We start from the raw sequence: 13,673 nt of genomic DNA, 5'->3' as shown, positions 1-13,673 counted from the left end.
ATCGCGCATGGTATGGCCTGACGCGAAGGGGTTAAAATTATCATTAATTCATGTTCTTAGGTTGGATATTGATAATCGAGTGGGAATAATCCCCGGCGTTAGTTGAATAAAATGAAACCCTCTGTTGTTACAGAGGGTTTTTTAATTTATGCCCAGCCTCAATCCCGTCATCCCTCACCGCTATCCATCACTGGGGGGGTTCCTGTGTCCCCGGTGAATGTACCCGGTTATGGTTCCGGCAGATGTTCAGCCGGCCCACGTTTTGCCCCCGGGCAGAGGGCTGGACGCTTGTCCGGCTCTGTTTTACCCACCGAGCGCGCCATCGCCAGCGCCAGTCCGGCAACGATCAGCGTTAACCCGGTGGAAATCCACATTCCACCCACGATACCCAGCCGATGGTTCAGCCATGCATAGGTAAAGGGGGCGGCCGCCGCCATCAGTTGCCCGGGGATCAGCAGGAGACCCGTGCGGCTGGCATAGCTTTCTGCGCTAAACAGCGCCAGCGGCAGCGTCGCTTTCACAATCGTCACCAGCCCATTTATCGCGCCATAGCCGAGCACAAACCCGGCTGCGCACCCGGCATACGCCGTGCTGCTGACACCAAGGAGAAAACAGAGCGGCATGGCGAGCGCGGTAAAACGCGTCAGCGCGAGCGGGGTGATGCGTCGACCGGCCAGCACTTCCCCCAGCCGGGCGCCGGTCTGGCCAAATCCCCACAGCATTCCGATGGCAACCGGCAGGCCAAAGTGGCTGATAAACTCCGGCAGATGGGTGGAGGTGCCGGTGGAGATGAAGGTGATCAGCGCAATAAAGATCGCATAACGTATGCCGTTACGCCGATCGCCATCCGCTGTTGGGGCTTTCGCTTTCGTCGATGAGCCGAGCCGCTGACGAGGCAGCTGATAACTCAGCCATGCGCTCAGCAGGCCAAACAGCGCATAGACCCGCAGGGCATCCTGCCAGGACATCACGGAGAGTAAAGTCTCCCCCAGCGGCCAGAAGAGGGCAGAGGCCAGACCGCCGACGAGGGTGATTTGAGAGATGGTTTTCCGCGCCTGCTGGCCGTAAAGGTTCACTACCGCGGCGAACAGGGCATCATACAACGACAGCCGCATGCCGACGCCGGTCAGCAGCCAGGCGCCGTACCAGCCGACCAGCGAAGGGCTCCAGGCCATCATCGCGCAACTGGCGGCTATCAGTAAGGTTCCGCTGGTGACCACCAGTCGTCCGCCAAAGCGAGCCAGCAACCCGGCGACCAGCGGGGAGACCGCGGCCATGATCAGCATCGCAAGCGTCAGGCCAAGATAGATCTGCGGCGAGCTCCATCCCTTGTCGGCGGCGATAGCTCCGGCAAAGGTGCCGGGCATATAAAAAGAGATACCCCAGTTGATCAGTTGCTGAGCGCCCGCGGTGAAGGCTAGGCGTCGGGGAATAGCCGGTGTTCCCATGGTTTTTCATTCCGTTAAGAGAGTTGTCCTGAGCATACCCGGCAGGCTATTGTTCTGGCAGAGCGGCCACCTTATGCGCGGTATAAGAGAAACTTTGCATGACAACACTGAACCTGGGAAACCTGGCGACCTTCCGGCTGGTCGTACAGCGCGGCAGCTTCTCAGCCGCCGCCGACGCGCTGGGGATCTCCCAGCCTGCCGTCAGCCTGCAGGTGCGTCAGCTGGAGCAATTTTTACAGACCCGACTGCTGGAGCGCACCGGGCGCGGGATCAAGGCGACGGCGGCGGGAATGGCGCTGCTGGCCCACAGCGAGCAGATCGATCGGGCGGTGAATAGCGCGGTGCAGTCGGTCAGTGCATTTAGTCAGGAAGTTAATGGCTCACTGACTCTGGGGACCGGCGCGACGGCCTGCATTCATCTTCTTCCGCCGCTGCTGCAGCATCTTCGTCAGCAGCACCCACTGCTGACGGTGGGGGTGACCACCGGCAACACGCTGGATGTCGTCCGGGCGGTGGAGGAAAACCGGCTCGATCTTGGGCTGGTCACGCTGCCCGTTCAGGGACGCAGTCTGGCGGTGACCGCCGTGGTGGACGAGGAGTTCGTGGTCATCCATCCCAGCCACGAGGCGGGGATCCCGGCGGTGTGTACCCCTGAGGAGCTGCAGGCGCTGCCGCTCATTGCCTTCGAGGCGGGCAGCGGCACGCGGGATCTGATTGACCGCTGGTTCCGTTCGGCGGGCCTGGCGGTCACGCCGGTGATGCAGCTGGGGAGCATCGAGGCGATCAAACGCATGGTGCGGGCCGGGCTGGGCTACAGTATTGTGCCCCGCATGGCGGTAGAGCAGGCGGAGGATCGCTATGGCTTAACGGTACATTCTCTGGCCCCGTCGCTGTACCGTCAGCTGGCGGTTGTCATGCGTCAGGATAAAGTGATTACCAAAGGAATGGCGGAAATGCTGCGTCTGCTGCAGGCCGTGCGCTTATAAATCGTCAGCGGCAAAACATGCCTCGTCAGGGATAGTGCCTTGGAAACGGGCGTCTCTGCCTGCGGATAGAGGCGTATCCGGCATCAGGATCAACGGGTTACTCGCGGGCGGAGGGCTCGACGGTGAGCGTTGACTCCTGCGACGCTTTTTTATCCTGGTGATGATACCAGGCGCCGATGGAGGAGTAGACAAAGCGTCCAAAGAAGAAGAGAAAGCTGATAAGCAGTACGATACGGGTCATGCGACGGTTAAATCGATGTCGTTTACGCATACTGGGTGCCTGACTCACAAAAGGTTCCTTGAAGTATACCCGAAGATGGGCGATGGGGGTATTAAGGCACAGGAACGTGGTGGGGTCAATTGATGCAGATGTAAAAGTGCGGCAGTGAAAACATTAATTAATGTTATATAAGATAATACTCGTATTTACATGCTCTCTTTATTAGCCGCGAAAAGCTGAAAAAATAAGTTTTATTAATGTTGGTGTCAGCATTTGTTGATTTACATCAACAGCCTCATTCTCTTCACCACTAAAATCAGCGGACGTTACCGTATCGTTATTACTTATGCGGTCAGCATGGGGTGGTTGGATGCCTGCCTGAATATGCCTCGCAGGAGCAGAGGCTCTCTGTAGAGCACCTATGAATTTATTAAAATACTATCAACAATATCGCGACAAATGGTGGGCCTTACCGCTTCTCCTGCCTGTGTTATTATTACCCCTTGCCAGAGGGATGAATACATATACCATGCTGAATGGGCACATGGTTTATCTTTATTATCTTCCCCTGGCGCTGGTGCTCAGCCTGATGATGTTTTTCGGCTGGGCGGCGATCCCTGGTATTATCGTTGGTCTGCTGCTAACGCTGGCCCGGGGCATGACGCCGGAGCAGGCCGTTGGCGTACTGTTCCATTTTCTGATCCCCTGCGTGCTCTGCTGGGGCGGATATCGCATCTTTGTTCCCCAACGGCAGCAGGTATCGCACGGTAACGTCAGGCTGATGCCGCATCGTCTGTTCTGGCAAATGCTGCTCCCTTCGGTCATTTTTCTGATTTTGTCGCAGATCGCCGAGTATCTGGGGCTACATCCGCGCACAACGGATATGGCCGGCGTCTCGCCGTTTAGTTTACGGTCGTTAATCACCTTTCAGGCGCTGATGGTGGGGTGCCTGACCGGCGTACCGTTATGTTATTTACTGCTGCGGGTAATTCGTAACCCTTTTTATTTGCGCGGGTATATTTCTCAGGTTCGCTTACAAATTGATCCAAAAATAAAGAAAATTGAAATTATCAGTTGGGCGGCGATATTAACCCTGTTGCTGGGGCTATTATTGATGCCGCTTAATGATACCAGCACCATATTTAGTACAAATTATACATTATCCTTATTGATGCCGGTGATGCTGTGGGGGGCGATGCGTTTTGGCTATCGCTTTATCTCGCTGATATGGACGCCGGTACTGATCGCCGTGATCCATTTTCATTACCGTTATTTACCTATTTATCCAAGTTATAACACTCAGCTGGCGATCACCTCGTCAAGCTATCTGGTGTTCTCGTTTATTGTCGCCTATACGGCGATGCTGGCAACACAGCAGCGGCTGATCTACGCCCGCATCCGACAGATGGCCTTCCTCGACCCGGTAGTACATATGCCGAATCTGCGGGCGCTGAGCCGGGCGCTGAACGGCGCGAGCTGGTCGACGCTCTGTTTTTTGCGTATTCCTGAGCTTGAACTGCTGGGCCGCCACTACGGGGTGCTGTTGCGTATTCAGTATAAGCAAATGCTGGCGAATCACCTGCGTGCGCTGCTGGAGCCGAACGAAGCGGTATATCATCTTGCCGGTCACGATTTAGTGTTTCGTCTCAACAGCGAAGGGCACCAGGCGCGCATTCACTTAATTGAGCGCTCCTTGCGACAGTTCCGTTTTCACTGGGACGGGGTCCCCCTGCAGCCGCGGATCGGCATGAGCTATTGCAACGTCCGCTCGCCGGTGAAGCATCTGTATTTGCTGCTTGGCGAGCTGAACACGATTGCCGACATGTCGCTGGCCAGTGGCCATCCGGAGAATTTGCAGCGCCGCGGCGCCGGGCATGTCCAGCAGGATCTGAAAGACAAAGTGGCGATGATGAACCGCATCCTCAAGGCGCTGGAGCAAGACTATTTTGTCCTGATGGCGCAGCCTATCCAGGGCATTCGCGGCGACAATTACCATGAAGTGTTGTTGAGGATGAAAGGCGAGTCGGGCGAACTGACGGGGCCCAACGAGTTCCTGCCGGTGGCGCACGAGTTTGGGCTGTCCACGCGCGTGGATCAGTGGGTCATTGAGCATACCCTGGCCTTTATGGATGCCAACCGGCGGGCGCTGCCCGGTCTGCGGCTGGCGATCAACCTCTCTCCGGTCTCGTTGAGCCGCAGTCAGTTTCCCGAGGAGGTCGAAAACCTGCTGCAGGCCTACAACATTGAGCCATGGCAGATTATTTTCGAGCTGACCGAAAACTATGCGCTCAGCAACCCCGAGCTGGTTTGCCAGACATTAGAGCGTCTGCGGGCGCTGGGCTGCCGGGTGGCGATCGATGATTTTGGTACCGGCTACGCCAGCTATGCGCGGTTAAAAACGATGAACGTCGATATTCTTAAAATCGACGGCAGCTTTATTCGCAATCTGCTCGCCAGCAGTCTTGATTACCAGGTGGTGGATTCAATCTGTCGTCTGGCGCGGATGAAGAACATGCAGGTGGTGGCCGAATATGTTGAATCGCCGGAGATACGCCAGGCGGTCATCGCGCTGGGGATCGATTATATGCAGGGCTATGATATTGGCGTCCCGGTGCCTCTGACGCAGCTGGCGGAGGGGATGAGCGCCTGAAGCCGTAAAAAAGCCGGGCGCGATGGCCCGGCTCGCATGATATCCATAGAGGCGATCAGGCGTCTGGCTCTTCTTCCGCAATTTTCAGCAGCCACTCCGGCACACCTTCCCAGTACTGCTGCTCTTTTTCCAGATCCAGCAGCACCAGCGCATTCTGGCTAAACCAGTTGTGCGGGAAGGTCAGCGTCCAGTGGTGAGCTTCCGTCTGCAGCCGTAGCGTCGGCGGCGTGGTGGTGGCCTGACGCTGGTTGTTCAGCAGCACGCCGAGGCGCAGCAGCTGGATCAGCGGCAGAAACTGCTTTTTCCTGAACAGCGTAAAGCGCGGCAGATCGTCGAGTTTTATCGCTTTGCGATGATAGCGCACCAGGGTGGCCATCAGCATCTGCTGCTCCTGGTTGAAGCCCGGCAGGTCGCTGTTCTGCAGAATATAGGCCGAGTGGCGGTGCATGCCGCTGTGGTTAATATTCAGGCCCACCTCATGGAGCATCACCGCCCACTTCAACAGCGCCGCCAGGTGCGGATTGGCCAGCTTGGGATTCTGCTCCTGCCACTGCTCCAGCATAAGGGTGGTGGTTTCCAGCACCCGGCGCGCCTGTTCGCGATCGATGTTGTACTGATTCGCCAGACTCTGCGCCGTACGGCTACGAATATCCTGGTGGCGGAAGCGGCCTTCCATTTCGTACAGCACGCCTTCACGCAGCGCGCCATCAGACAGACGAAGCTCTTTAATGGCTAGCGCGTCAAATACGCCGCACAGAATGGCCAGACCCGGGGCAAAGACCGCTTTACGATCTTCCGAGAGGCCGGGCAGGCTGAGCGCGTCGAAGTTTTTATGCTTCAGCAGTTCACTGACCAGCATTTCGAGGCGCTCCGGCGTAATAAACCCGTCCTTCTCGCCCATAGCCACCAGCACTTCCTGGGCGGCCTTAATGGTACCGGAGGCGCCCAGCGCCACGGTCCAGCCCTGAATACGGAACTGCCAGGCCAGGGTTTCCAGTTTTTGCACCGCCGCCAGGCGAGCGCGCTGGAAATTTTCTTTATTGATGGTCCCGCCGGGGAAGTAGGCCTGGGAGAAACTCACGCAGCCCATGCGACGGCTTTCCACCAGCCGGGGCTCAAAATCTTCACCGATGACCAGCTCGGTCGAACCGCCGCCGATATCAATCACCAGCTTACGGCCGCGCTCCGGCTGCGTGTGCTCCACGCCCATAAAAATCAGGCGCGCTTCTTCATTACCGGAGATGATCTCGATCGGGTAGGGGATCACTTTTTCCGCGCGTTTAAGAAACTCTGCCGCATTGGTCGCCTGGCGCAGCGTATGCGTCCCGACGATGCAGACGCTGGAAGGGGAGAACCCCTGCAGGCGTTCGGCAAACAGCGACAGGCAGTTCAGCCCGCGGGTCATGGCTTCTTCGCTCAACACCGAGTTTTCATCGAGGCCATCGGCCAGATGTACGCGCTGTTTCAGGCGTCCGATGATCTGCATGGCGCCGTCGACGACACGGGCGATCACCATATGAAAACTGTTCGAACCAAGGTCAACCGCAGCGAACTCCTGCGGCCGAGGGGTTTTTTCGTTTATTGGCATAGGTTAGTCGGGTTGTTCGAGTGATTTGAGATAATCGTAAATCGCCATCTGAGCGCGCACTTTACGGCGATTGCCGCGCGGCACATAGCGATTACTCAGTTCTTTATCAAGATAGCGCGCTTTTACCGTATCGTTGAACAAGATATCAAAAATATCCAGCACCCGCTGTTTCAGGCGCGGGTCGAGCAGCGGGGCGGCAACTTCGATGCGATAATCGATATTACGCGTCATCCAGTCGGCAGAGGAGAGCCAGACCTGCTTATCGCCACCGTTTTCAAAACAATAGACCCGGTCATGCTCGAGGAAGCGGTCCACAATGCTGATGACGCGAATATTTTCGCTGATGCCTTCCAGACCGGGGATCAGCGAGCACATGCCGCGGATTAACAGGTTGACCGGCACGCCGGAGCTGGAGGCGGCATACAGTCTGTCTACCAGTCCTTTATCCACCAGGTTGTTCAGCTTCAGGGTAATACCGGACGGTTGCCCGTTCTGCGCATTGGCGATCTCGCGGTCGATCATCTCATACAGCAGACGACGCGAGTTCTGCGGCGACACCAGCAGGTAATCGAAGCTGACCGGGCGGTAGGGGTTTTCAATAAAGTTAAACACCCGGCGAACTTCATTGGTAATGCGCGCATCGGCGGTTAACAGCGAATAGTCGGTATAGATCCGCGCGGTCTTCTCGTTGAAGTTACCGGTGCCGATGTGGGCGTAGCGCACGACCTCATCGCCTTCTTTACGCGAGATCAGGAACAGCTTGGCGTGGATTTTCAGGCCCGGCGCGGAGAAGATAACGTGGACGCCCGCTTCCGTCAGGCGTTTCGCCCAGTGAATGTTGGCCTCTTCGTCAAAACGCGCCTGCAGCTCCACCACTACGGTGACTTTTTTACCGTTGTGGGCGGCGTGGATCATCGCGTCGATGATGCGCGAATCCTTGGCCACGCGGTAGATGTTGATTTTGATCGCCAGTACGCTGGGGTCGAACGAGGCCTGACGCAGCAGCTCCAGCACATGCTCAAAAGTATGATAGGGGTAGTAGAGCAGCACATCGCGTTCGCGAATGGCGTCGAAGCCGTTGCGGAATTTATCAAACCACAGATGACGCAGGCGCGGCATAGGTTTATTGACCAGATTGGCCTTACCCACGTTCGGGAAGCCGATAAAGTCTTTGAAGTTGTGATAGCGCCCGCCCGGCAGCATTGAGTCATAGTTGGAGATGGAGAGCTTATCGCGCAGCATTTCGACCATCGCGTCCGGCATATCGCGCTGGTAGACGAAGCGAACCGGCTCGGCGGTCAGGCGCTGTTTCAGGCTGGAGGACATCAGCTCCATCAGGCTCGACTCCATCTCATGCACCAGATCGTACTCGGCGTCACGGGTCATTTTCATCGAGTAGGCGTTCAGCGCATCGTAATCAAAGAAGCCTTTAAAGATGTCGTCCAGGCAATAGCGCAGAATGTTATCCAGCAGGATCATTGGTTTACGGCGGCGAGGCGCTTCCGGCGGCAGGTTTACGAAGCGCGGGACCTTATCCGACGGAATTTCCAGCAGGGCATAGTTGATGTTCTCCCCGCGGATAATCTCCACCGCCAGATAGGTGTAATCATCTTTCAGGAACTGCACGAGGTCCGTTTCGCGGTTAATCAGGATCGGCGAGATATGCTGCCGCAAATACTGTTTAAAGTAGTTGCGCAGCCAGGCCTGCTGATTGACGGACAGCTGGCGCTCGTTGATCAGGAAGATCTGGTTGCGCGCCATCTCCAGCAGCAGTTCGTTATACAGACTATCGAATTCCTGATCGGCCTTCAGAACGCGGGCCTGGATTTTGCCTAACAGGTGGCGAGAATGGGCGGTACTGCCTTGTTCTTCACTGATAATAATCCGGCGCTTAAGCTCAGCGAAGCGCACTTTGTAAAACTCATCAAGGTTGTTGGAGTAGATCCCTAAGAAGCGCATGCGCTCAATCAGCGGGTTACTTTTGTCCGCCGCTTCCTGCAGCACGCGTTCGTTAAAAGATAACCAGCTGAGTTCTTTTTCGATGTATAGCTTTTCCTGGCCCATTACAACTCACACTCCGGATCATTGATGTCGCTTGTTTCATTATGGCGAGCATTGCCATTGAATGTCCAACTATGTCAAAGCAATATGACAGTTTTCTTTCAACCTGATGTCGGGAAAAAGCGGACGCGTTTGTTTGCTTACGTTATGTTCAATCATGAGTAAATGGGGGGCGAAACGATGTGGGAAACGCGGGCGCTGGAGCTCAATAATCAGGATATCTGGCACTGGCCGTCAGCTTGTCGCTTAATGGAATATGCCATAAAACATGGTTTTAATACCGTGGTGATCGGCCAGGCGGAGCTGTTCGGCAAGCTGGTATCGCCGCAGGGCTACACGCCGTTTGACTATAACGACCGGTTGTCGAGCCAGCAGCGAGCGCGCTGTATCTATCTCAACCGCCTGGCGCTGCGCTGTCGGGAACTGGGGCTGCGCTTTTATCTGCAGGCGAAAGAGCTCAGTTTCCCGACGGAGCTGTTGTTAGCGCATCCGGAACTGCTGGATAACCCGGGCGGTGTGCGTTTTGATGTGGATTTCTGGAGCCGTTGGTTGACCGACAAAGTCCGCGCCGTCTGCGAGGGCGTACCGGCGCTCAGCGGCTTGATTATCGCCCTTTCCAGCACTGACGGCTTGTTGCCGATCTCCCGCCCGCAGTGGGATAGGCAGCGTCGCGAGGCGGGGGAAGGGCGCCAGCCGGCGCAGAGCTTCGTGCTGTATCGCCGCTGTTTTGGCGCCTTGAGCCAGGCCGTCGCGGCGCAAAACAAACATCTGGTAATACGCGTCTTCCCGGCAAGCAACGACGATCTCAGTACCGTGCTGGACGCTATTGAACCGCTGCCGCCGACGGTATCGGTATCGATTAAACTGACCCCGGAACGCTTTTGGCCAGCCTTTCCCAATAACCCGGCGCTGCTGGCGGTGCAGACGCGGGATGTGTGGGTTGATATCGATCTGGCCGGGGAGGAAGTTGGTTGGGGAGTTATGCCGTTTCTGCGTATCGATGAACTGCAGGGGCGGCTGCTGTGGTGCCAAAGCCGGAATCCGCGTATCACCGGCGCTATCTGTAAAGCCAGCTGGGAAAGTATTGATAACCACTGGATCCCCGATACCTTAAGCGAATGCAACCTGTTCGCCTGCAGCCAGCTGCTGGGGGACGGGATGGCGAAAAACCAGCAGCAGTTGCTCGACCAGTGGCTGGCGCAGCGCTACGGCTGGTGTCCGCCTGACGACGTGGCGCAGCAGTTCCGGCAGCTTCTCGAGCAGGGAGCGCAAACGCTCTACCAGGCGATCTACGTGCGCGACCACGTCTTCCATCGCCACAGCCAGCTGCCGGAAAGCTACGGGCAGGCGGTGTGGAGCCTGTACGGTCAGCTGGCGCGTAGCCACTGGCTGCCGGGGTCGGCGCAGGATATTCATTTCACCCGCGACGACCCGCAGAAGTCGATGAGCAATCTGACGCAAATCGCGCAGGAAAAGGATGAGGTGGCCAGCGGCGCGCAGCGCCTGGGGGAAGAGGCGTTGGCGTTTGCCCACACGGCGGAGTTTCCTGCCGCGCTGGAGCGGCAGTGGCGTGAAGAGTGGCAGGGGCTGGCGCTCTATTGCCAGCTGTTTACCCATGCGCAAAAGGCCTTTTTTACGCTGCATTTCGCCCGCGAGGTGGAGAACAGCTGGAGCATGCGGGAGATCTGCCATATCAATGTGCAGGCGCTGTACCGTTGCGCGTCTGAGATGGAAACGCTCTGCCAGCAGATGAGCGACGCCTCGCCGGCGTTCTACGTCATGTTCGATCCCGGACGGGTGCGTAGCCTGGCGGATAGCCTGAGCACCGAACTGACGGCGCTCAGGTAACGCTTTTACAGCGTGCGATGCAGGGCTTCCACCAGGCACAGCATCGCCATCGCCTGGCCATAGGGCATGGCGGTGAGCGGGATGTGACGATAGTGATCAAGGTCGTGGCCCATCGCGGTGCCGAACGACACCTGCAACAGTTCACCCTGTGGTGAAATATGGTCGATAATTCCCTCGCACGCGCGCTCGGCCACCGGCAGATAATCCGCTTCCAGATAGCCGAGGCGTATCGCTTTGAAGATGCCGGCGGCAAACCCGGCGGTCGCCGAGGCTTCCAGATAGCTGTCGGGGTCGTTGAGCAGCGTTGGCCACAAACCGTTGTCACTCTGGCAGCGGGCAAGCGCGGCGACCTGTATCTGCAGGGTATTTTGCAATTGCCGGTAAACAGCATCATGCTCGTCGAGATCGAGCATCTCCAGCAGCTCCGGGATCGCCAGGGTTATCCAGCTGTTGCCTCGGGCCCACAGAGCGCCGGCGAAGTGGTGTCGGCCGGCGAAATGCCAGCCGTGATACCACAGGCCGCTCTGGCGGTCGCTGAGATAGTGCAGATGCTGTAAAAACTGGTAGATGGCCTCTTCCACCCAGCGCGGTTTATCAAACATTTTGCCCAGTATGGCCAGAGGCAATACCGCCATCATCAGCGTATCGTCCCAGATTTGTTGCTGATGCGCGCTCTCATAGGTGACATGCTGCAGACAGCCTTCATCGGTGCGTGGCATCTGGCGATAGATGGCTTCGCCCCAGCAGTCGAGGTAGGCGCGCCAGTCGCTGCGCGGCGCCTGCTGGTAGCGCAGCGCCAGCGTTAAGAACGGACAAGCCGTATTGATGTTTTTCTCCGGCGTTCCCTCGGCGAAGCGGGCGCTGAACCAGTCGTCAATCAGCTGACGGGCGCGGGGGGAACCGGTCAACTGCTGATAGCGAAACAGTCCAAACAGACCGATGCCGTGCGTCCATTCCCAGCCCTCCCAGCCTTTCGTATCAATGACCCGGCCATCGGCCAGCCGCTGCAGATACTGGCCGCTCTTATCGTTAATGGCGGTTAGGTTATCGATCAGCGCTTCAATACGCTGAAGGAGTTCAGGACGGTTGCTTTTCTGCGACATAATCACTCCCTTGCGGTAAGACGGCGTGTTGCCAGCGGGCATTGCGGTGCGGATGACCGGTTAGTAGTTCAATAGTTTCTCGCGTCTGCGGGCTGGCATCCTGCGGATGGCCGCCAGCGCGCAGGCGCTCCAGCTCGTTAATCAGAATTTGATGGCGCGGCTGGCTTAAGCGGAAACGAAATGCGCCATACATGGCCAGGATCGCCAGCAGGCCGGGGCCCACCAGGAAAACCCACCAGATGCCGTTAAGGGCGGCGGCGTTCTGCGCTTCAGCGCCCTTGGTGAAGCCAAACGCCTCCAGCGCCAGTCCGACGATAAACAGCGCCAGCGCCTGGGAGAACTTGCGCGTCAGCATCATCACGCCGGCGTAAATTCCCTCGCGGCGCACGCCGGTATAGGCCTCATCGACATCCGGCAGAAAGTTATAGACGTTCCACGGAATGAGATAGGTTCCCCCGCGGGCGACGCCCATTACCACCGCACCGCCGAGCAGCAGCCAGGAGAGATGGCTAAAGCCGGCGCTAAGCTGGCTGAACCACAGCAAAGCGCAGAGGATCAGCGCAATGGCCAGCTTATAGGCATTGCCGTTGCCAACGCGAATGCACAGCCAGGTGAAGAACGGGATGGCGAAGAACTGAAACAGCGTCATCAGGCTCATCGCCTGCGATGCCAGGGGGGTCCCGACGCGCAATACATAGGTCATGTAATGCATAAACAGCGAGCCGAAAATATCCAACGCCACCGCGCCGCCGACGTACATCATGATATGAATGCGGAAAGTGCGCAGATGAAACGTTGAAGCCATCTCCCGGTATAACGACCCCAGGGTTTTAAGCAACCCCTGGCGGGCCTGCGGTGGCGGAAGAGCGTCGCGCTCCCAGGTGCCGCGCCAGACAAAAATCCACGGCAGGGCGAAGAGCAGGGCGAAGACGATGCCGATATAGAGAAATGCCTGCGATTGGTCGGCGACGTGAGCCATGATTTGCCCGGGGATCAGCGCGGCGAGAAAGGCCGTCGCCTGCGCGAACAGCATCCTCGCGCCCGACATCTTAGAGCGCAGATCGTAGCGCGAGGTCATTTCTGCCGGCAGTGTATCGTAAGGCACCATCAGTAGCGTAAACACGGTGCTGAAAAGTAAATAAGTGCCGAGGTACCAGGCGTAACCGAAACCGCTCACCCACATCAGGGCGAAACAGAGCGACATCGGCGCGCCGAGAATAAAGAAAATCCGCCGGCGTCCCCAGCGGGTGCGGATGTTGTCAGTGATGTAGCCCATCACCGGATCGGTGATCCCATCCCAGATTTTGGCGATGGCGAAAATGGAGGCGGCGGCGGCGGGGGAGAGCCCGGCGACCTCAATATAGAAGTAGAGCAGCCACAGGCCGGTAATGGTCATCGCGCCGCTACCGAAAATATCACCCATCCCCCAGCAGAGGATATTGCGGGTTTTGACTTCTCGCGTTGGGGTTACTGTCCTCGTCATAAGCGTATCTCTTTGGTAAGGAAAGCGAGGTTGCACAGTAAAAGAGGGGGGGCGGGGGCGAAAATGCCGGATACGGGGATTTTGCGCCGTTCTGCGAGCAGCCTGCCAAATGGCGATGAAATGAAATAAATCCCGTGATATGGCTCACGGCTGACGCGATGGCCGCGGGCGGGAACTGTGCGGAGAGTACGCTTTTCGCGGTTGGCCGCGCAGGATTTGCGTTATCCATCACATTTTATCCCGGACGGACCTGGTGAATGTGAAATGCTGCGCAGATATTGCCCCG

8 protein-coding genes and 1 pseudogene are annotated in these 13,673 nt (G+C 57.4%); 3 read left to right on the top strand and 6 right to left on the bottom strand.

Features of this window, described 5'->3' with window-relative positions; translation table 11 throughout:
• Window positions 1–227 precede the first annotated feature (227 nt).
• Window positions 228–1,448 (bottom strand): MFS transporter, encoded by a 1,221-nt coding sequence (locus ABLV76_RS04710; RefSeq protein ID WP_114508346.1) that lies wholly within the window; start codon window positions 1,446–1,448, stop codon window positions 228–230.
• A 73-nt stretch (window positions 1,449–1,521) separates the two neighbouring features.
• Here ABLV76_RS04710 and ABLV76_RS04705 point away from each other — a divergent pair.
• A pseudogene (locus ABLV76_RS04705) lies at window positions 1,522–2,434 on the top strand (LysR family transcriptional regulator).
• Between the two features lie 97 nt (window positions 2,435–2,531).
• Here the strand turns inward: ABLV76_RS04705 and ABLV76_RS04700 are convergent.
• Entirely contained in the window at window positions 2,532–2,705 is a 174-nt protein-coding gene (locus ABLV76_RS04700; protein WP_017900441.1) for a YfgG family protein, read from the bottom strand.
• 370 nt (window positions 2,706–3,075) lie between these two features.
• Between ABLV76_RS04700 and ABLV76_RS04695 the strand changes: the two genes are divergently transcribed.
• Window positions 3,076–5,304, top strand: coding sequence for an EAL domain-containing protein (locus tag ABLV76_RS04695; protein WP_348878199.1), 2,229 nt, complete (start codon window positions 3,076–3,078; stop codon window positions 5,302–5,304).
• A gap of 55 nt (window positions 5,305–5,359) precedes the next feature.
• Here ABLV76_RS04695 and ppx read toward each other — a convergent pair whose 3' ends face one another.
• Both ppx and ppk1 read right to left on the bottom strand, forming a co-directional pair.
• Window positions 5,360–6,892, bottom strand: coding sequence for an exopolyphosphatase (ppx, locus tag ABLV76_RS04690; protein ID WP_004201914.1), 1,533 nt, complete (start codon window positions 6,890–6,892; stop codon window positions 5,360–5,362).
• Between the two features lie 3 nt (window positions 6,893–6,895).
• Window positions 6,896–8,956 carry a polyphosphate kinase 1 gene (gene ppk1 / locus ABLV76_RS04685; RefSeq protein ID WP_002913838.1) on the bottom strand — a complete coding sequence of 687 codons (2,061 nt, stop codon included), beginning with the start codon at window positions 8,954–8,956 and terminating at the stop codon, window positions 6,896–6,898.
• A 177-nt stretch (window positions 8,957–9,133) separates the two neighbouring features.
• Between ppk1 and ABLV76_RS04680 the strand changes: the two genes are divergently transcribed.
• The gene (locus ABLV76_RS04680; RefSeq protein ID WP_087771356.1) at window positions 9,134–10,801 is read left to right on the top strand and encodes a hypothetical protein; all 1,668 of its coding nucleotides are present in this window, start codon (window positions 9,134–9,136) and stop codon (window positions 10,799–10,801) included.
• Between the two features lie 5 nt (window positions 10,802–10,806).
• Here ABLV76_RS04680 and ABLV76_RS04675 read toward each other — a convergent pair whose 3' ends face one another.
• Window positions 10,807–11,904 (bottom strand): glycoside hydrolase family 88 protein, encoded by a 1,098-nt coding sequence (locus tag ABLV76_RS04675; RefSeq protein ID WP_023318864.1) that lies wholly within the window; start codon window positions 11,902–11,904, stop codon window positions 10,807–10,809.
• A complete protein-coding gene (locus tag ABLV76_RS04670) occupies window positions 11,879–13,327 on the bottom strand; it encodes an MFS transporter (RefSeq protein WP_049116073.1) in 1,449 nt (482 codons plus the stop codon). The genes ABLV76_RS04675 and ABLV76_RS04670 overlap by 26 nt, the downstream gene beginning before the upstream one ends.
• Between the last annotated feature and the right edge of the window lie 346 nt (window positions 13,328–13,673).

The organism is Klebsiella sp. GB_Kp047 (assembly GCF_040065235.1).
GTDB classification, from domain to species: Bacteria; Pseudomonadota; Gammaproteobacteria; order Enterobacterales; family Enterobacteriaceae; genus Klebsiella; species Klebsiella quasipneumoniae.
Note: the sequence above shows the minus strand (reverse complement) of the source record. Positions and strands in the feature narration are given on the sequence as shown.